General features: G+C 59.3%; 19 protein-coding genes and 1 pseudogene. 9 read left to right on the forward strand and 11 right to left on the reverse strand.

Annotated elements, in window-relative coordinates; genetic code table 11:
• Positions 1-544 (reverse strand): annotated as a pseudogene (locus ACRXB1_RS10825) (amidohydrolase family protein); the annotation flags it as partial.
• Positions 545-737: 193 nt separating this feature from the next.
• Between ACRXB1_RS10825 and ACRXB1_RS10830 the strand changes: the two are divergent.
• Together ACRXB1_RS10830 and ACRXB1_RS10835 are read left to right on the forward strand one after the other, a co-directional pair.
• Positions 738-1,715, forward strand: coding sequence for a LysR substrate-binding domain-containing protein (locus ACRXB1_RS10830; RefSeq protein ID WP_449491991.1), 978 nt, complete (start codon positions 738-740; stop codon positions 1,713-1,715).
• 498 nt (positions 1,716-2,213) lie between these two features.
• Entirely contained in the window at positions 2,214-3,074 is an 861-nt protein-coding gene (locus ACRXB1_RS10835; protein ID WP_449491992.1) for a pirin family protein, read from the forward strand.
• 14 nt (positions 3,075-3,088) lie between these two features.
• On the opposite strand, the gene ACRXB1_RS10840 is transcribed toward ACRXB1_RS10835, so the two are convergent.
• Positions 3,089-4,366, reverse strand: a complete 1,278-nt coding sequence (locus tag ACRXB1_RS10840; protein WP_449491993.1) for a sensor domain-containing diguanylate cyclase — start codon at positions 4,364-4,366, stop codon at positions 3,089-3,091.
• Entirely contained in the window at positions 4,363-4,755 is a 393-nt protein-coding gene (locus tag ACRXB1_RS10845; RefSeq protein ID WP_062001940.1) for a hypothetical protein, read from the reverse strand. Before ACRXB1_RS10845 ends, ACRXB1_RS10840 begins: the two co-directional genes overlap by 4 nt.
• A gap of 199 nt (positions 4,756-4,954) precedes the next feature.
• Here ACRXB1_RS10845 and ACRXB1_RS10850 point away from each other — a divergent pair, with 199 nt between their 5' ends.
• The gene (locus ACRXB1_RS10850) at positions 4,955-6,808 is read left to right on the forward strand and encodes a feruloyl-CoA synthase (RefSeq protein ID WP_449491994.1); all 1,854 of its coding nucleotides are present in this window, start codon (positions 4,955-4,957) and stop codon (positions 6,806-6,808) included.
• Between the two features lie 9 nt (positions 6,809-6,817).
• Here ACRXB1_RS10850 and ACRXB1_RS10855 read toward each other — a convergent pair whose 3' ends face one another.
• Complete coding sequence (locus tag ACRXB1_RS10855; RefSeq protein ID WP_075357607.1) at positions 6,818-7,609, reverse strand: EAL domain-containing protein; 792 nt, start codon at positions 7,607-7,609, stop codon at positions 6,818-6,820.
• Between the two features lie 200 nt (positions 7,610-7,809).
• Between ACRXB1_RS10855 and ACRXB1_RS10860 the strand changes: the two genes are divergently transcribed.
• The 4 genes from ACRXB1_RS10860 (at position 7,810) to ACRXB1_RS10875 (ending at position 10,074) form a co-directional block, all read left to right on the forward strand.
• Positions 7,810-8,400 carry a hemerythrin domain-containing protein gene (locus ACRXB1_RS10860; RefSeq protein WP_062001943.1) on the forward strand — a complete coding sequence of 197 codons (591 nt, stop codon included), beginning with the start codon at positions 7,810-7,812 and terminating at the stop codon, positions 8,398-8,400.
• Positions 8,397-9,068 carry an HAD family hydrolase gene (locus ACRXB1_RS10865; protein WP_449491995.1) on the forward strand — a complete coding sequence of 224 codons (672 nt, stop codon included), beginning with the start codon at positions 8,397-8,399 and terminating at the stop codon, positions 9,066-9,068. Before ACRXB1_RS10860 ends, ACRXB1_RS10865 begins: the two co-directional genes overlap by 4 nt.
• A 376-nt stretch (positions 9,069-9,444) precedes the next feature.
• Positions 9,445-9,648 carry a CsbD family protein gene (locus ACRXB1_RS10870; protein ID WP_075357610.1) on the forward strand — a complete coding sequence of 68 codons (204 nt, stop codon included), beginning with the start codon at positions 9,445-9,447 and terminating at the stop codon, positions 9,646-9,648.
• Positions 9,649-9,717: 69 nt separating this feature from the next.
• Positions 9,718-10,074 carry a DUF6723 family protein gene (locus tag ACRXB1_RS10875; RefSeq protein WP_306299730.1) on the forward strand — a complete coding sequence of 119 codons (357 nt, stop codon included), beginning with the start codon at positions 9,718-9,720 and terminating at the stop codon, positions 10,072-10,074.
• Positions 10,075-10,121: 47 nt separating this feature from the next.
• Here ACRXB1_RS10875 and ACRXB1_RS10880 read toward each other — a convergent pair whose 3' ends face one another.
• The 3 genes from ACRXB1_RS10880 to ACRXB1_RS10890 all read right to left on the reverse strand — a co-directional run bounded on the left by ACRXB1_RS10880 (position 10,122) and on the right by ACRXB1_RS10890 (position 12,437).
• A complete protein-coding gene (locus ACRXB1_RS10880; protein ID WP_449491996.1) occupies positions 10,122-11,159 on the reverse strand; it encodes a GlxA family transcriptional regulator in 1,038 nt (345 codons plus the stop codon).
• A gap of 96 nt (positions 11,160-11,255) precedes the next feature.
• Entirely contained in the window at positions 11,256-11,819 is a 564-nt protein-coding gene (locus ACRXB1_RS10885) for a cysteine hydrolase family protein (RefSeq protein WP_449491997.1), read from the reverse strand.
• A 225-nt stretch (positions 11,820-12,044) separates the two neighbouring features.
• Positions 12,045-12,437, reverse strand: a complete 393-nt coding sequence (locus ACRXB1_RS10890) for a hypothetical protein (RefSeq protein WP_449491998.1) — start codon at positions 12,435-12,437, stop codon at positions 12,045-12,047.
• Between the two features lie 171 nt (positions 12,438-12,608).
• On the opposite strand from ACRXB1_RS10890, the gene ACRXB1_RS10895 reads away from it, so the two are divergent.
• Positions 12,609-13,673, forward strand: coding sequence for a sensor domain-containing diguanylate cyclase (locus tag ACRXB1_RS10895; protein ID WP_449491999.1), 1,065 nt, complete (start codon positions 12,609-12,611; stop codon positions 13,671-13,673).
• Positions 13,674-13,707: 34 nt separating this feature from the next.
• Here ACRXB1_RS10895 and ACRXB1_RS10900 read toward each other — a convergent pair whose 3' ends face one another.
• The 3 genes from ACRXB1_RS10900 to ACRXB1_RS10910 form a co-directional block, all read right to left on the reverse strand.
• Positions 13,708-14,955 carry an MFS transporter gene (locus tag ACRXB1_RS10900; RefSeq protein WP_449492000.1) on the reverse strand — a complete coding sequence of 416 codons (1,248 nt, stop codon included), beginning with the start codon at positions 14,953-14,955 and terminating at the stop codon, positions 13,708-13,710.
• A 381-nt stretch (positions 14,956-15,336) separates the two neighbouring features.
• Positions 15,337-15,840 carry an Mpo1 family 2-hydroxy fatty acid dioxygenase gene (locus ACRXB1_RS10905; RefSeq protein ID WP_075357699.1) on the reverse strand — a complete coding sequence of 168 codons (504 nt, stop codon included), beginning with the start codon at positions 15,838-15,840 and terminating at the stop codon, positions 15,337-15,339.
• A 40-nt stretch (positions 15,841-15,880) separates the two neighbouring features.
• Entirely contained in the window at positions 15,881-16,990 is a 1,110-nt protein-coding gene (locus ACRXB1_RS10910; protein WP_449492001.1) for a GntR family transcriptional regulator, read from the reverse strand.
• Between the two features lie 75 nt (positions 16,991-17,065).
• Between ACRXB1_RS10910 and ACRXB1_RS10915 the strand changes: the two genes are divergently transcribed.
• Positions 17,066-17,758, forward strand: a complete 693-nt coding sequence (locus ACRXB1_RS10915) for a hypothetical protein (RefSeq protein ID WP_449492002.1) — start codon at positions 17,066-17,068, stop codon at positions 17,756-17,758.
• A 212-nt stretch (positions 17,759-17,970) separates the two neighbouring features.
• On the opposite strand, the gene ACRXB1_RS10920 is transcribed toward ACRXB1_RS10915, so the two are convergent.
• Positions 17,971-19,244: MmgE/PrpD family protein (locus ACRXB1_RS10920; RefSeq protein WP_449492003.1), on the reverse strand; the 1,274-nt coding region annotated here is incomplete at its 5' end.

The following is a 19,244-nucleotide window of genomic DNA, read 5'->3' on the forward strand; positions in this document are numbered from 1 at the left end:
CGAGCGGCCTGCCCGGCGCGTACACCGCGCGGATGCAGGCGTCTTCGAGTGCATCGACTGAGGCATCCGAGTGCGCCGGGCTTCGGGCGTTGTGCGAATTGTCGACCATGGTGGTGATGCCAGAGTCGATCGCGCCCAGTGCCGTAATGAGGTTGCCGACATACATGTCTTCCGGACGGTAGTGCGTCGCGAACGAGAAGTGCGTCGATCGCAGATAGTCCATCAGGGTCGGCGAGTTCGGGTCGATACGGCGCAACTGACCTTCCCACGCATGGCGATGCGAGTCGACAAAACCAGGCATGACAATCATGTCGGTGGCGTCGATGATTTCAGCCCCGTCGGCGTCGATCGAGGGTGCAATCGCGGCAATTCGGTCGCCTTCGATGAGGAGGTCACCGCGCGTGAGATCGCCCACTTCCTTGTCCATGCTGACGATCGAAACGCCCTTGATAAGGATCCGTTGCCGGGCGTCGACCGGTTCGAGCGGCCTAGTGATAGAGCGAAGGTGTTCCCAGGTGGCCGGTGGGTAATTAGCGAGTGACATTGTTCGGTTCCAGCGAATGATTGGGAAAGTTGCCCGTCGCAGGACGGGCGAGGAGATTCAGCTGAGGCCCCGGCGCCACGTTTCAGGCGTTGGTGTTCGCATGCCTCATTTGCAATGGACTCGAATGTAGTTGCGCGCATCGCCCATAACAATCACCTATAATTTTCATACTCTGTGAAGCTGGAGATACATAATGAGAGGAAGCGATTTTGCCGATGTCCGGGCCTTTGTATCGGTCGCCGAACAGGGTTCGTTTGCCCGCGCTGCCGGACAATTGGCGGTGTCACCTTCTGCACTGAGTCAGACCATTCGCGGTTTTGAGGAACGGCTCGGCGTGCGGCTCTTCAATCGCACGACGCGCAGCACCAGCCTGACAGAAGCCGGCGCCCGGCTGCTCGCGCGCATGCAGCCACTTCTCGCCGAATTTGATGCGGCACTCGAAGATGCGGCCGAGAACCAGGAGAAACCGTCGGGTACGCTGCGCGTATGCGCGCCGCAAATGGCGATCATTCACCTGCTGCAGCCCATGCTCGGTGTGTTTCAGCAGCGGTATCCCGACGTCGTGCTTGACCTGACTAGCGACGAGAGCCTTGGGGATATCGTTGCGCGCGGCTTTGACGCGGGTATCCGCCTTGGAGAGCACGTCGACCAGGACATGGTTGCGGTACGCGTGGGTCCCGACTTGCGCCAGATTGCGGTTGCTTCCCCTGAGTATCTGGAAAAGCATGGTGTGCCGCACACGCCTCACGATCTGCACGATCATCGGTGCATCAACTGGCGCCGCGCCGGGCAGACCAGTGTATACAACTGGGAATTTGCCAAGGACGGACAGTGGTTCGATGTGTCCGTCAAAGGCACTTTGATTGTCAACGACTGTGCGGTTGCGCTTCAGGCAGCAACGGACGGACTGGGCATCACGGTGTGGACGGAAGACTGGATGGGACCTCAATTGAGGTCAGGGCGTCTCGTACCCTTGCTGCAAGAGTGGTCTCCGTTTTTCCCGGGGTTCTACCTCTATCACCCGAGCCGCACTCGCATGCCCGCAGCACTGCGCGCATTCATCGACGTGGTCAAAGGCGTCTCGATGGGAACAGGCGCCACACGCTCGCAACTTCCCGAGATGCTCGCACCCGGACTGCCGTCCGACGGCCAACGAGTCGAAGCGGCCTGATTGCTTGATTCGAAAATCGTCGACTGATTCGATTACGGGACCGCCCGGCTCCATTCGCATTGGGAACCTGTAGACGAAGCGGACGCACTTTTCTGTTTGTTCAGGCGAACGGCAGTCAAGCCGGCAAACAGTCCGTCAGTGAATTCGTTACCCAGATGAAGTGCGTTGGTCTAAGCACCGATCATGCTCAGCAGCTGTTCCAGCAATTCGACTCATCTGCGGACGGAGTCGTGTCCATGGACGAGTGTGCATTTGGGGACGTCATGAAACCGAATGTGAGAGACGCAATTCCTGTCGGATCTCATTCGCCGCGCGGCGCTCGCCGAGGGCTAACGCGCAGCAGCGAAATTCAATCGTTCCAAAAATAGAACAATGCTCGTCGATATTGCCCGCTACCCGAGCCTCGCACACACGGGTAGCATGCGTCGGTTGATCAACGTTCTCGTCCAACGTGTGCTTGATCTGGATTTCGCCACGGACGCTGCAAGGAGCCATCGAATGCCCAGCCGTACGCTGAAAGCGATCCATCGCGCGCGTCGCGATGATATCGCCGACCTGACCACCCGCCGTCCTCTGCCGGGGCCGGCACTGCCGCATCTGAATCCCTTCCTCTTCCTGAATCACCACGGCCCGCAGAAGTACGCACCGCACAATGGCGGATTGCCGTTTGGGCCACATCCGCATCGCGGATTCGAGACGGTGACTTTCGTGCTCGACGGTAGCCTTGCGCATTCGGATACCGGTGGACACGAGAGTGTCATCGACGCCGGCGGCGTCCAGTGGATGACCGCTGGCAGTGGCCTTATCCATGCGGAACTCTCGCCGCGTTCGTTCAAGGAGCATGGTGGCCAGCTTGAAATCCTGCAGCTATGGCTGAACCTGCCGGCGCGCCTCAAGATGACGTTGCCTCGCTACGTCGGCTTGCAGGAGAACGATATCCCCGTGGTGAGCACGCCTGACGGTGCAGCGCAGGTCCAGTTGATTTCGGGTGAATGGCAAGGCGTGCAAGGACCTGGCGAATCGCTCACGAGCACCTTCATGTGCGTCATCCGCATGTCGGCTGGCGGCCGGGTCAGATTCGAGAATGTAGGGAGTCGCCAGATCTTTCTTTACGTGGTTCGCGGCAAGGTTGCGATCGGAGGGCAACAGGTTTCGGCGTTCAACCTGGCTGAACTGCACGACGACGGTGACACGCTCGAGATCACTGCCGCGGACGAATCTATCCTGCTTTTTGGTCATGCGGAAGCGATCGATGAACCCATCGCAGCTCGCGGTCCGTTCGTCATGAACACGCAGGAAGAACTGAATCAGGCTGTAGTCGATTTCCACGCGGGCAAGTTCAACGTACCCGCCGCATAGCTGATGACCGATTACTACTGACCCGCCACCCGGTTTCGGCCGGCCGCTTTCGCCGCATAAAGGGACTTGTCGGCGGCGGCGAGCAGGTCGTGCATCGACGCCAACGCGTGCGATAAAGACGCGCAACCAAGACTGACGGTCACCATCTGCTCGCCCACGGCGGTATCGATCCGGCTGGCTTCGATGTTGGCCCGGATGCCTTCCGCGATCAGCGCCGCAGCATCCGCCGGCGTACCGCGCAGCATCAGGCAAAATTCCTCGCCTCCGAGTCGCGCAATCACATCGATAGAGCGAAGCGAACGCCTCGCCTCCGCGACAATCCTTTCGAGGACCTTATCGCCTGCCTGGTGCCCTGCGGTGTCGTTGATTTTCTTGAAGTGATCCGCATCGATCATCACGAACGAAAGCGGTTTGCCCAAGCGCTTCGACCGCGCAACTTCCTTCTCTGCGACCTTGAAAAAATGGGCGCGATTCATCGCTCCGGTCAGATGATCGGTCGTCAAAAGACGCGTGAGTTCGTCGCTGCTTATTTTCCTTTCCGATACGTCGCGCAGGACAACCGAATAACCGGCGAATTCGCCGTCGTCCTCGCGAAGTACCGCAACGAGGATCTGAGCCGCGTAACGCCGGCCATCCTTGCCTTGGCACCAGCACTCCTGCACGTGCCAGCCTTCCTCGCGCGTGAGAGCAATGTGCTCCGGACTACGATAGGCGTCGACGTCGTCAGGCGCGTAAAAGCGATCTAGTGAATGGCCGACAACGTCGGTTTCGGCATAGCCCGTCATTTGCTCGATGGACGGGTTCCAGGAGTCCACGTGTCCGTTGGCGTCGAGGGTAAAAAACGCGAAGTCGTTTACGCTCGTAAAGATACCCGCAAGCCACGACTCATTCTGCCTTGCCCGGCGCTCCGCTTCGACCTGACGCGAGATATCGGTCAGCGTCGTCATCAAGGTGCTTTTGTTTATCTTCAGGATGTTGCAGGACAGGACGGTTGATCGCTCGCGATCAGGCGTCACCACGATCCGATGCCCCTCGCACACCGGGCCACGCTCCCCATTGAAGCTCGACACCAGATTACGAAGCTCCGGCGCCACGTGGCTCAGGCTTTCAAATATGTTGGTGACGCCAAGCAGCCCTGCGAGCGGCATCAGCAATTGGACCGATAAGGGGTTGAGCATGTCGACTTCACCAGTCAGCGAGCTGCGAATGATGCCGATTGGCGACAAGTACATGAACGACAGCAACGCTTCGTGTTCTTCTTCGAGCGAGCCGGCCGCTGCAGCCGGCGTCATGTTGCTGCCTTGCGCTCGACCAGCAGGAAGCGAGTCGAGCCGTGAGCGGATTGAAGCAGCCTCAGGCGGACAGGCGTGGGTCTCATGCGCAATGTGAGGACGTAGGGAACGATCACGTCGAGCTCAGGCTCGTCCTGAAACCGCTGGGCGATCATGAAGTTGTTCATACAAGGCGCGACTTCCTCGAAGACATGCTTGCCGATGACCCGCGCCGGGCTCAGGCCCGCGCTCGCGGCTTCCACGGCGTTGTATGAACTGACGACGTAATCCGCGCCAAACCCAATGAGGCCAAAGGAATACCCGTCTAGCTTTTGACTATCAGCGGTGCTCAAGTCTTCGAATAGAACGGTATCGAATTGCTTGTCTACCTTGTCGTTGTCGCTGATCATTTGTTGCGTTCTCCGTCCATGGCAATCAGAATCTTCAAGGCGTATTTACGGCAGCAACGGCCGTACCTTTAGCGGGGGAATGCCATGGACCAGTGCAATAATCCCTGTCTGCGGTCGCCAGAACGCATGCGCGGTGAATGCTTCACGGTGTCAGGCGCAAAACCAACGTACGAATATGAAAAACCGAGCGGACAGATCAATGCTGCGTGAGGAGACAGCGGGGTCCGGATTCCGGCCCGTCGCCGTGCATGTCGGCGCGCCAGGCATCGAGCAAATCGGTGATGCCTGGTATTTGGAGCCACTCGACCCGCTGCGTCCCTACCCCGAACGACTGACCGACTGCCTGGTGGCCGGCGCGCTGCGGCATCCTGAGCGATGGCTTGCTGCCAGTCGCAACATCACCGGATCGTGGACGGGCATTTCATATGCGTTGATGCTCGAGCGTGCTCGTTCGATCGGTCAAGGTCTGCTGGACCTGAAACTGCCCTCCGGCCGCCCCATTGTGATCCTGTCGGGCAACAGCCTCGAACATTTGCAACTCATGCTCGGTGCAATGTTCGCGGGCATCCCGGTTGCGCCGCTTTCACCCGCCTGGGCGCTGCCGCTTAATGGGTTCGTCAGATTGCAAAACGCGATCGGCTTCCTCGATCCTGCCATGGTGTTTGCGGACGATTACTCACTGTACGCCGAAGCGATCGAGGCGGCCGTGCATCCCGATGTACTTGTTGTCAGCCGCGAACAGCCCGGCCGGTCTTTGTCCTTCGACACGTTGTGCGAGGTGGATCCGACCATAATCGATACGGTTCACGGCAGTATCGGCCCGGACACCATTGCGAAGATCCTCTTTACCTCCGGCTCGACGAACTTGCCGAAGCCCGTGCCGACCACGCATCGCATGCTTTGCAGTAACCAGCAGATGCTGCTGCAGACCTTTCCTCAATTCGCAATCGAGCCGCCCGTGCTGGTGGACTGGCTGCCGTGGCACCATACCTATGGCGGAAGTCACAACGTGGGCATCGCGCTGTATAACGGCGGAACGCTGTATATCGACGAAGGAAAGCCGATAGCGGAGCGTTTCGGGCAGACGCTGCGCAACCTTCGCGACATCGCGCCAACTGCCTATTTCAATGTGCCCAAGGGATGGGAAGACCTGGTCGCGGCGCTCGAGGTGGATGCAGGTTTGGGCCATCACTTTTTCTCGCGGCTCAAGCTAATGTTCTTCGCGGGCGCTGGACTATCCAGGACAGTGCGCGATCGCATGGAAGAGGTGAGCAAGCGGTACTGCGGCGAACGTGTGCGCGTGGTATCGGGACTCGGGATGACCGAAACCTCGCCGGCATGCCTGTTTACCATTGGCGACGTACAGCAGGAGCGGTATATCGGCCTGCCTGCGCCGGGATGCAAGGTAAAGCTCGCACCTGTCCACGGAAAGCTGGAGCTTCGATATCGCGGCCCGCACGTCATGCATCAGTACATGACGGGCCCCGCGAATTCGCTGGCAGGCGCTTTCGATGAAGAAGGCTTCTTCTGCAGCGGCGACGCGGCCGTTTTTTACGACCCGGTTCGTCCCGAACTCGGACTGCTGTTCGACGGACGCATAGCCGACGATTTCAAGCTGAATACCGGGGTCTTCGTCAATGCAACAGCGCTACGCGAGCGGGCGGTGGCTCTCGGTGCGCCCTATGTCCGTGACGCGATACCCGCCGGCATGGGCCATAGCGAGGTGGGTCTGCTCGTTTTTCCGGACGTCGTCGCCTGCGCAACACTTGGGGAAACTTTCGAATCGGGCATTCATTCGTCGTCGCAGGTGCGCGCCTACTTCGCGGACCTGCTGCAAACGCTGAACAAAGGGTCCACCGGCAGCGCCAGCCGCATCGCTTGGCTTCACTTGCTGGAAACCGCTCCTTGCGCGGAAGCAGGAGAATTGACCGACAAAGGAACCATCAGCATGCGCGCGGTCTTGGCGCATCGTTCTGCTTTGGTGGAGACGCTCTTTACGGGAGCACTCGACGGCGTGCGCACGCTTAGGGCAGATCAGACGCACATGAAGTGAGCGCACGTGCTAATGCGTGAACGAATTTTCGCTGAGTTCCGGAATCGTTTTGAACGCAGGCTTGGCAAAGAGATATCCCTGCATCAGCGTGACGCCATGCGCTTCGAAAAAATCGCGCTCGCCATGGGACTCGATGCCCTCCGCGATAACCTTGACGCCCAGATCGCGGCAAATGGCCACTACCCCGCGAACAATATGTTGCCGCACAACGTCGACGTCGATGCCGCGAACCAGTTCCATATCCAGCTTGATGAGGTCGGGCTGGAAATCTGCCAGAAGCGTCAGTCCGGAGTATCCGGCGCCAAAGTCATCGATCGCCGTTTGAAAACCGAAGCGCTTGTAGGCTTTGAAGATGTCGACCAGATGAGGCCGGCTGACAATATTCTCGCCTTCCACGGTCTCGAAGATGATCCGGTCTATGGGAAAGCCGTACTTCTCCGCTGCCGCGAGCGTGCTTTGAATACACGCTTCGGGACGGTAGACCGCGTTGGGCATGAAATTTATCGATAAAAACGAGTCGAGGCTTAGCGCGGCAGCCTGGGCGATAGCCGTGGTTCGGCATAATTGATCGAATGCGTACCTATTGCCTTCGTCAATTTTGGAAAGCACGGAGTGCGCGCCCTCACCGTTGGGACCCCGCACGAGCGCCTCACATGCGTAGGTCGTTTCGGACGCGGTATCGACAATCGGTTGAAACGCAAAAGCCAACTCAATGCCTGCACTCGCGTCGGATCGGCATCCGGTACAACTGACCTTTTCACTGTGGATAGGAAACGAACCAGCACCTGGAGTCGGGGGCATGACATGAACCTTTTACTTCGAAATTTCTGAAATCCGAACGAGTGGAAGAAGCTCGAATCATCTCTAACGGCCGCATCGGTGCGAAACTTTAAGGGGTTCCAGCGAAATACGTGTATCGGTGACTAGCAGACTCATTCGATGGCATAGCGTTTGCAAGAGATGCCGATACCCAGAAATCGTGCTCACCGGCGAGAATCACCATGAATTTGCAATCCTTCAGGCTGTCACCCCGTATTACCACAATGATAAAGCTGGACCACACCCACGTCCTGGCGGCTTTTCACCGATACCGCACCGATGCGCCTCACTGGCGCAAAACAGCGATCGTCAACACCATCTGCGCAGCGCTCGAAATTCACGCGCAACTCGAAGAAGAAATCTTCTACCCCGCGCTTCGCGCTGCAAAACCGACCGCTATTGCAATCGATAAAAGCGTTCCCGAGCACAACGCGATGCGCGAACACATCGCCAAGTTGCGCACGATGGACCCAATGACGCCCGAGTACGACGACACGGTCATGGAGTTGATGCGGGAAGTGATTCATCACGTAGCCGACGAGGAAACCATCCTGCTTCCCATGGCAGAGGACATTCTTGCCTCCGAGCTTCGCCGTCTCGGCGCGCGAATGAACACGCGCCGGCTGCAACTGGTGGCAGGCCGCCCCGCCGAGATTGCGGTCAACAGCGCGGGCGCTTTCCCAATCCTCGCGCTCTCCCTGGCGAGCCTGACTCTGCTCGCGGTGCTGGCAGGTTCCCGTAATATCGCGCAAGCGCCAGGAGGCGTTCGATGAAAACGGCATTTGTTTTCGATCTCGATGGAACGCTGATTGACAGCGTTTATCAACACGTTATCGCATGGAGCGAAGCGTTGACCAGCGCAGGCTTTAATCTGCCAATCTCGCGGATTCATCGGAAGATTGGCATGAGCAGCGAATTGTTTGCAAAGCAAATATTCAAGGAGCTGGGAGGCGACGTCACGGCCGAAAGTATCGCACGCGTGAAAGAACGCCAAGCCGAGGTATTTGGCAAACAGGAGTCGCAAATCCAACCCTTGCCAGGCGCCCGCGCGCTTTTAGATGCGTTGAGCCAGGCAAACATTCCTTGGGCGATCGCCACTAGTGGCAGCCCCGATGCGACAGCATCCAACCTCAAGAAGCTAGGCATCGACCCCGAAAAAGCGACGGTTCTGACCGGCGACGAAGTCAGCCAGGGAAAGCCTGAGCCGGACGTCTTCTTGGCCGCGGCCGAGCGTTTGGGCGTGCCTATCGAGTGCGTCTATGTAGTCGGCGACAGCACATGGGACCTGCTTGGCGCGCGGCGTTGTCACGCACTGGGCCTTGGCTTGAAATCGGGCGGAGTGGGAGAGGAAGAATTGCAACGAGCAGGCGCGATCCGCGTATATGAAGACCCTGCCGATTTGCTGGACCATCTGGACGAGCTGGCGACGCATCCGGAATAACGTCACGCGATCAACCAGAGAGGTCCCGTTTGAATCGCTACACATTTCGCGGCAGATCATATTGGGCTTAGGGCGCTCTCAGGGCGGCCTCTTTTTTCCGTTTGCGAGCTTAACGAGTGCGCTGAACGGGAAAAACTTGCCGATCGCGAGTTGCGGACCTTCGTGGCACGCCGAATGCAAGGCGGCAGTTGCATTTATATAAAACGGCAATTTCTCGCCACGATGGCGGCAGTGGCCTCGCGACTGTCGGCGAGGATAAGGCCGACGTCGCGGTCTCCTGGCACTGATTTCGGCTTGGGACAAGCAGCAATTTAACAACGCAACCAGGTATCAAGCGGTTCGATATGCGGTTTGCAATTGACCATCGGAGAGGGAAATGGACAGAGATAAGGTCGAGGGTGTAAAGGAGCAGCTCAAAGGAGTTGCTGATTTCACGGTAGGCAAGCTCACTGGCAACGAAGATCTCGAACTCAAAGGACAAGTCGAGATCACGAACGGCTCGAATAAAAAAGATCTGGCGGACTTCAAAGACAACGTAAGCAAAGGCGCTGTCGATCCGGACAATCCGTCAAATGACTAAAGCAAAACGCGTTGCGACCTGCAGCGACTTTTTGCCATCAAGCCGGAATGCCCCCGTCAAGCTTGAAGCATGACGGGCATTTCATCACATCAACAACGCTGCACCTTTCAGTTCGATCGCCGGAGGAATCCCATGCGACAAGCTGGAATAAAACCCAAGTTATTGTTTTCCCGCAACGATGCCATCGTTACCGCACGTGAAGCCAGGAGCCATGACGACTTTGCAATCTATGCCACTTATCGATTGATGCATGGCCGCTTCGTGGGTTCGCTCAAGGTTGTCAGGAAGACCGATAGCCGGCTCCTTTTTCCTTTTGAAGGCGCCCCCGCGATTGGTCCCTTCGACGACAAGGAGCAAGCGCTTCGCGCAGCGACGGCGCTCGGCATGCAGATCGTTGAAGCTGACATCGCAAATCCGGAGACGTAAGTTCCGCTGCACCGCGATCTGACTGCCATCTGCCATGTCTCGCCCGATCACGAAACCTCTGCGCTTGTACGACGGCTGTTCGACGGCGTTGCCTCGTCGTACTTGCGCCAGATACGTCGCATGTGCCGTGCAGACCCGAAACCAGCACGCTCGGCCACCGCCTCCATGTCGAGCGAAGATTGGGCGATCAATTCGCGTGCGAGCGCTACACGCAGGCCGTGAATGTAGTCTACAGGGCTCATTCCGGCATATTCATGGAATAGACGCGCCAAGTGCCGCGTGCTACTGCAAGCAATGCTCGCCATCTGCGCTAAATTCCAGTCGCGCGCCGGGTCGACCGCAATTGCATCTTGTACCCGATGCAGCGCAGGATGCAGATGGTTGCGGCCGGTGATCCATGGCGACAACTGAGGATCGGTGCCGGTACGGCGCATGTAGACCACCATGTCACGCGCGACTGCGCACGCTGCGCGCGGGCCTGCGAGTTCAGCGAGCATTTGGAGCATCAGGTCGATCCCGGCCGTGATGCCGGCACTGGTGCTGATCAAACCGTCCGATACATAAAGCCGGTTCTCCAGTACTTTCGCAGTGGGTGCAATGGCTTGCAACGCGTCACACAACGCATGATGAGTGGTGCACTGCCGCCCATTCAGCAGTCCCGCACGCGCGGCAATCAAAGCCCCCGAACACACGCACATCACGCGGTTCTTGATGGGCGCGACGACGTGGGTCAGCCAGTCCGTGACCGCGTCGGACGCCGCGTCGAATTTTCGCCGCCTGATGGTATCGATGGACGAACTCACTCCGACGATCACAACGATCGCGTCTGCGGGAAGCGATTCGGGCAACGGCTTGATACCCTCAAGCGTCAAGCCGATCGAAGTCTGCACGCAAGCAACCGGGCCGACGTAGCTCAGTTGGAAGCGGCGGATGGGGCCACCCGCTTCCCCTGCATTGAGTTGCGATGCGAGCCTCAACACTTCCGCAGGACCCGCGAGATCGAGCATCAGCACGTTGGGCAGCAGCACGAACAACACCGGAATTGTGCGGTCCTCCGCGTGACCGGTACGAGTTCTCAGCTTCATTGGACCGCTTTCCTTTCGTTGCGACAACTTCTGCATCGGTCGTACCGGTTTCAGTGATTCACATCGTGTATGCAATGAGCGCTCGCGTCTTCGAAACTACGCGACCAAGGGTCGAGGCAACGCCTCGAGTGCTTCTCCAACAGTCGCAATACGAGCGAAGCGTCCCTCGAGCACGAGTTCAGTGCGCTCGCGGATGTCTTGTGGAGTGTACGTCCGCCCGCTACGAGGATGGGTCATTGCAAAGGTCAGCGTCGCTTCGCTAACGAAGTCGACTTTAAAGCCGCTGTCGGATGCGTGGCGCGAGGTTGTTTCGCAGCATTGCTCCGTTCTTATCCCGCTGACGATCAATCGGCCTATTCCTTGCGCGATCAGCCAGGACGCGAGCGCAGTGCCAGCCAGCGCGCTGTGGTGATGCTTGTGGAATGTCGCGGCGGGTGAGATCGACAGCTCCTCCAGCGTCCTGACATGGCCGGACGCAAGTGAAAACGCCCCCTGCTCCTCGACATGGAATATACGGACCACCGGTACGCCGTGCGCAACGCAGCCGTCAATCAACGCCTGCTGCCGGTCGATGTATGAAGACAGGTCCGTTTCGGACCAATAGAGAGTATGTCGGAATGATTCCTGTGCATCGATGACGATGAGTGCAGTGGTGGTCATGGGCTTTCGTTCTACCTCTTGGTTCGTTGCAGGATGACTCTCATGCTAAAACGAAGGAGGCGTTCACGCGAGGCCTGAAGCAGACGAGTACAGGACGTTTTCGGACACTCCCGATGCTGTCAGCCGAACTTCGGGTCTGTAAATGCGGAGCCTCTCGCGAGCGGTTCGAAGCGTGCCGTGGACGCTAGCGAATCTTCCGCCGGACGATACTCCGATCTGGACCTTCTAAAGGGGAACGTCCTGAATGAGAGCGGAACGCACCGCACGGATCCGGCGGTCGACAAAATAACCGCCGCCTTCCGTGTATCGAAGATAGACCCGGCTGCATTGCGTGCACTGCCATACGGTGCAGCGATTGTAGGGAAAGTATCGCGGTGCGATAGGTGCTTCTGATGACCAGTAATCGACGCCTTGGGGCAGGTATTCCTGATAGCTCGGCTCAGGGTCGCTGGCTACGCAAAGCGTGCCCACTTCCTGAAGCCGCTCCTCGTCGAGGGAAACTGGCTGCGAGTTCCAGCCGTCAAGCGGCGTTCGCGTGCAATTGCATGGCGCTGCGGCTTGCGATTCTGCGGCCAATGCGATCGTTAGAAAAGCTGGAGCGTCGAGATAGTCTGACATGTGCGTTTGGCGTGCGTGCATGAAGAAGGTCGCACGATGATACAAGAACGCCTGTGCGCATCATTTGTGGAACGCTTCAAAACAAAATCTTTACTGACAGGCGTCCGCTGCCGTTAACATCATCAGGCACTCCCGCAACTGCAAAGCCACAAAATCAAAAACCGCCGCCAAATGACCGACCAAGACAGTCCCGACAGCAATCAAGACAATCCAGGCAACCTGAAGGCCGCCTTCCTGTCGCACGGCGCGTCCCCCGTCACGCCCACCCGTGTTTTCGGCGACGACGACAGCGCCGTCTACCGGACCTTGCTCGAATCAACTAAAGCGATCCCGTGGAAAATCGACTGGGCCACCATGGAATTTGCCTATATCGGCCCGCAGATCGAAGCGCTGTTAGGCTGGCCGCCGTCGAGCTGGAAAAACGTCAGCGACTGGGCCGACCGCATGCATCCGGAAGATCGCGAATCGGTCGTGGACTTCTGCGTCGCGCAATCGAAGGCCGGCTCCGATCATGAAGCCGATTACCGGGCGCTCACACGCGACGGCGGTTACGTCTGGTTGCGCGACGTCGTGCACGTAGTGCGCAACGCGAGTGGCGAAGTCGATTCCCTCGTCGGCTTCATGTTCGATATCAGCGAACGCAAACGCAACGAAGAAAAGCTCGCGCAATTGCAAAAATATCTGGAAAGACTGTCATTCCACGACAGCCTCACCGACACGGGCAATCGCCGCATGTTCGACGGCGTCATGGAGCGCGAATGGGCTGCGGCGAAGGCTTCGGGCACGCCACTTTCGCTGATCATGGCCGATATCGATTTCTTCAAGTCATACAACGACTACTACGGGCATCTGCAAGGCGACGAATGCATCAAGCACGTCGCACGCGTACTGGGCGAAGCGGCCGGCCCGGACGCTTTCCTTGCGCGATTCGGCGGCGAGGAATTCATCCTGGTCCTAGCCAATATGCCCGCCGAAAACGCCGTGAGGATCGCCGAACGCTGCCGCGCGCTGATCTCGGACGAGGCGATTGCGCACGTGCGCTCACCCCATAACCAGCGTTTGACTGCGAGTTTTGGTGTGGGCACGATCGTCCCGACTGACCGAATGGATGCAACGGCGTTCATCAATCTTGTCGATGCCCAGTTGTACCAGGCGAAAGACAATGGCCGTAACCGGATTGCAGCGGTGGATCACGCGGGTATCGGCGGCGAAGCGTTCAAGTCGCACTCGCGATAACGCTCGATAACCCGCGACAACGCCAGTCTCTGCTTCACTCAGGCGTCGCGTTGCACGGAACCGGCACCGCCGACGCCGTCTCCTTGCGCGCGCCAATGCTCAACAGCGCCACGAGCCCCAGCAGCGAAAGCGAGCCGCCGAGCAAGAAGTCGGCGGGAATGCCGGCGCGATCGACCACCGTTCCGCCGACCAGCGACCCCGCCGCAATCGCGAGCTGAATGATGCTGACAAAGAGCGCCGAACCTGCTTCCGGTTGATCTGGCGTCGCGCGCTGGATCCAGACGCTGAAGCAAAGCGGAAGCGCGCCGAACGCGATACCCCATGCCAGCACGATCGCGCTTACGCCCAGTTGCCAATGCTGAAATACGGGCATCAGCAACAACGCGGCCGCCAGGATGAAGATCATGGTCGCCGTCGTCATCTTGAGGTTCTTGACCACGGTCGCCGATGCCGCAAAGTTCGACACGAATCCGATCACACCGAAGCCGAGCAATAACCAGGTGATCGTCGATATGTCGAGATGCGCATCGCCAAGCAAAAATGGTGTGACGTATGTAAAGGACGCAAAGTGGCCGGCGAAAACAAGGGCCACCATCAGCAGGCTCTTCCTCGAATGCGATTGCTTAAGCAATTTCGTGAGATCGCTGAAGCGCAGTGCTGTCGATGACGGCAGCGACGGCACCATCAGCAACTGCGCAACGAGCGCAACGGCAACAAGACCGCCGGTTGCCATGAACGACACCCGCCACGACGCAAGCCCCGCAATGAACGTCCCCAGCGGCACGCCAACGACGGTCGCGCAGGTGACGCCGGTGAGTATCGTTGCCATTGCCCTGGCTGCATCGCGGGGTTCGACGAGCCGCCTTGCAGCGGATGTCGCCAACGTCCAGAAACCGCCCAGCGCGGCGCCGAGCAACGCGCGCCCCAACAGCATCACGCCAAAGTTGGGAGCGAATGCGGATAACAGGTTCGATGCCAGCAACATCGCCGTCAGCAGTAGAAAAACATGCCGTCGATCCATGCGCCCGGCTCCGAGCATCAGCCCGGGCGCCGATATCGCTGCGATGATGCCGGGCGTCGTCACCATCAGGCCCGCGGTACCGGGCAAGACGCCCAGTTCGCGCGATACATAAGGCAGAAGTCCCACCGGCAGGAACTCGGTCGTGACAAATGCAAATGCGCCGAGCGTCACCGCCGCCACCGATAACCACTGGCGCAGCGAGGAAGGAGTGTCGCTTTCGGGCAGGACGTCGCCGATAGAGGATGTGTTTTCCGTCAACATGATTTGGCTTGGAAGAGCGTACAGAAGATGGGTTCGTCAAGCGGTATGCGCATCGCCAACGAAAGCTTGCTGCAACATAACATCGCATTAAACGGCGCGCTGAAACCATCCCCTGCTGGGCGTGTGGGTAAGACTTTGCCTGCTTGCGAATGGCCGCGAGACACCTGTTCAATGGTGTACTTCAGAGCAAAAGAAAACCGGAGTCGGCCAGTTCGTCTCCCGAGGATCGAGGACAAGGACGGCAAAAGCCTGGATGGCGGCACGAGTTTTGGCTCTACGTTCCGGCAAACACGACCGTGTGACGAGATTCGAGAATGACCGCGCAATGCGCGCATTGAAGGGACGTTGCAGTGCTCTTGCGTCTATACGACCCGGTAGCGCTCAATCACGCTCATCTGCCCTGATCGCACGATGCAAGGCGGGACGCCAGCCAAACCGGAACAGCGCTTCGGCCAGCACGAACAAAGGCCCGATCATCAGGCCGATGACATCGTCCACGAAAGCCGGCTTGCGATGCTCATACGCCATATGCCCCACGAACTGCAGCACCCATCCAGTCAGGAAGAGCCCTGCCCCCGTGACCAGCCAGACAACCGTGGACTGTGCGGCGAGCCATTGCCCGACGGCCAGGCACAGAACGGAAACGATCGCCATGATGACGCCAAGCTGGACATCGAGGACAAGATAGTAGAGCGTCGCCGCGAGGAACAAGGCGCACGCCGGCGAAAGCGCAAACGGCAGCTCGGCGGTCATCCACACGGGCCGGCTGAGAAGCACCGCGAGCGCAAGGACGATCATGGGAATGCCTACGAAATGCGTGGCGACGTTACGACGGTCGCGATGATAGGCCGCGTATTGAGTGAGTTGCTCCGTCAGCGTTTTCAAGGGCGTCTCCCGGTTGAACGGCATTTCATGGCCACGCGCGCTAAACGATCCGCTGCATATACAAAGGCAGGTCGGGTTCGGGCAGCACCGCTAGCACCTTGAGCCGCTGCAAGGTCCGCTTCTGCGCCGCATGCAGGTGCAGCAGGAGCGCCCGCGCGGCGGTATCGATATCTGCGTCTCGCAGCGCGAATAAAACCGCGCGATGCTCGATCAGCGTAGCAAGTTCCGGATGCAGATTGAACGCGTTGAAAAACGCATGATTCACCGTGAGCGGCATCAGCGCCCGGTCGATAGTGACCAGCAGCTTCTTGTTGGGTGCATGCTGCAAAAAGTCCACGTGCAAGGTGGTTTCGAGTTGCTGAAGGCCATCGGCATCGATCGAATCAGGATCGAGGATCGCCCGTTCAATTTCATCACACGCAGCATCGATCGTCTCGCGTGAAAGCTTCGCATAGCCGGCGCGCAACGCCGCGGGTTCGAGCAATACACGCAGCTCGTAATCCTGAGCCACCGCCCGCGCGGTCAGCGGCCCGGCAAGCCAGTGCGAGTAAGCGGATTTCTCCACGAGACCAAAATCGCGCAGCCGGCTCAGTGCTTCGCGTACGGCGCCACGGCTGACGCCGAACACCTCGGCAGCAAGGCTTTCATCGATCCGATAATGCCCGAATGCAACCGCAATCGAAACGGCCGCTTCCAGCGCGTGATAGATCCGCTCGCTGTTGGACGGCAGTTCGAGCGGCGCCTGTGCCTCCTCGAAACCGAGCGCGGCTTCCGAAAGCGGTGCCCGGACGGGGTCGGGGATGCGGCCATCGGGATGCGCAACGAGGTAACCGCGCCCTTCGAACGTATGCAGTGAACCTCCGGCGTGCAGCATCTCGAACGCCTTGCGCACAGGCACGCGGCTCGTGCCGAAAATACGCGCGACAGGTCCTTCGAGGAGCACGAGCCCGGGCGCGATACGGCCAAGCGCAATCGCGCTTTTCAACTGGTCGTGGATCAGCCGGTAGCGCAGCCGCGTGTCGGTGTCGCCCGATGTTTCCTGCGCAGGATCGGACACAGACCCAGACCCTGCCATCGAGTCTGGCGCGCGGATGTCGGATTTTTCAGTGCGGCCCGGCTGCTTGAGCGCGCCGCGTGCGCTTCTTGTCATCGTTGGATCATGGTTGCTGCCGGCGTTGTTCCATCAGGCGCGCATGAAATCGTTCCAGCGTCGCACCAGGTAATTATGCTCGTCCATCACGGAATCCCACACGGCGATACGGCCCATGCGCGCCATGTAGTTGCCACCGTCGCGCTGCTGGCCGGCGGTTTGTACCTTGCCTTCGGCCCGACTCCCGGGCGTGGCGACTCGGAACTGACAGAAGCTGTCGCGCAGGACAGCATTCCGCACCTTGCGCCCGATCGGCTTATCGACGCGCCTTTCAGCACCAAGACCGCGTCGCTCGACCTGGCAGGCACCGTCGATGCCGCCAGGCTCTCGATGGTGCGTGGCGAATTGCGCGACGCCCGCACGCGCCTTTCGATGCTGCCAGCCAGTGAAAGCAAACGCGGCGACGTCCGTCAGATCACGAACGAGTTGATCCAGCGCGAACTTGCGCGGGATGCGGCGATGGGTCTTGCACGCGCATGCGAAAAAGCCGGCGATACACCGTGCGTGCTTCGAGCCGCGGGCGATGCTTTGGCCAGCGACGTCTCTGATTCGGAAGCGCGCGACATGCTGCTGCGCGCGGTGTCACAAACCGGTACGCCTGCCGGCGAACCCGCGATCATCGCGCCTGCAGCGGGTGTCAGCGTGACTGCGAGCCGGCGCGCGGACACGGCGAGATTGATTGCACGCAGACGTGCTACCGAGCGGCTCACCTTCCGCCGCGAAACCCAGTCGTTCGCCAACATCAGCGACATCTACTCGAAGCCTTGACGAACATCGCGGAAGGCTTGGAGTCGCTTCAGGCGAGTTTGGTGACCGCGAACTTCTGAATTGCGTCGTCGGCCTTCCTCGTCGTGCCGCCGGTTCTGCTCAACCATGCGTCCGGTACGAGGGAGCGACGCCCAAACCAATGCTGTCTTTCGGCGCATGCTGTTGCGGCCAGGTCGCGCCAGTGTCGCGCGCGCCTGAAGGTCGTTCATGGTTTAAAGCACCGCAAACGGCGTGAACAATTGCGAGATATTCCCCTGCTTCTCAAGGGTCCAGAACATTTGCAGTGCCTCTTGAGCGCGCGCGTCGCCAATTCGCGATGCCACGTTTTTGCGGAACTTCAATTCAAAGTCGTGCCGCTGCATCGGTCGCGTGGCGAAGCCGGGAATATCATCGACGCGTCGCGTGAAAGTGCGTCCATCGTCGCAAGTCGCTGTCACGATCGTCGCGTAGTACTTCGGGTACAGCTTCGTCAGAACCGGATCTTCCACGACCTTGATCTTCTGCATGAACGCGCGGATAGCCGGATCGTGCAGCGCTTTGTCGCTAAAGCTCGCGTGGCTGATGTCGCCATCGAACATGGCTCTTGCAGTCACATACGGGAGACTGTGATCGGCGGTCTCGCTGGTGTCGGGCGTCCATTTTTGAGGGTCCATACCCGCTGAGAAGTAACCTTCATGGGAGGTCCGGATCTCGACATTCGTCACACGCGACAGATTCCCGACCTGCTTCGCCACGTCTATGCCTGCCGCAATGGCTGTCTGCGTGAGCGCCTGTGACGGGTAGAACTTGACCGAGCAATCGTTGATGCGAAAAGGGCGGCCCTTGCCGCCAAAAGTACTCGTGTCGATGGTGAACGGCCCGGACACCTGCTTGAAGAATCCGGCATCGCCCTCGAAGATGGGAGCGGGTCCAGTCAGGCCTTCCCGCGCCAGTGCGGCGGAGAATACGCCGTTGCGCGCGGCGTCGGCATCGGCGAGCCCCTTCCAGTTCGACATGGTCTGCACCCGCGTCTGGTTCAGCGCGAGATGGCCATTGATTGCAAGGCTGACTGCCTGCGCGAGCTGCGCTGCCGAAAGCTTCATCAGCTTGCCTGCCCCGAGCGCCGCGGCGGGCAGGCTGTAGATCGGATGGTCCCAGCCGCGCGAGCTAAGCGATGCCGCGTCCATCAAGCGGCAATCGGTTTCGTACGCTATGACGATCGCGAGGATCAGGTCGCGTCCATTTGCGTGTTCCGCCTCTGCCTGAGCGAGACAGGCCGACACGTTGTCGCTCGGATGGCCGATCTCCTTGCCCGCATAGACATCGTTCAGGTCGTAGTAGCGAATCGCGGCTCCGTTGGCGAAGGTCGCAAGATCCGGCGAGGTGCGACGCGACGTGCCGAGTACAGTCGACCCCGCAGCATCGCCAGCACCGGCGAGGGCGACCTCATTCTTGTAGCCGAGTTTGGTAGGCATCCTGAGTTTCATCGGATAGCCATATTTGGGCA

The organism is Caballeronia sp. M23-90 (assembly GCF_053574605.1).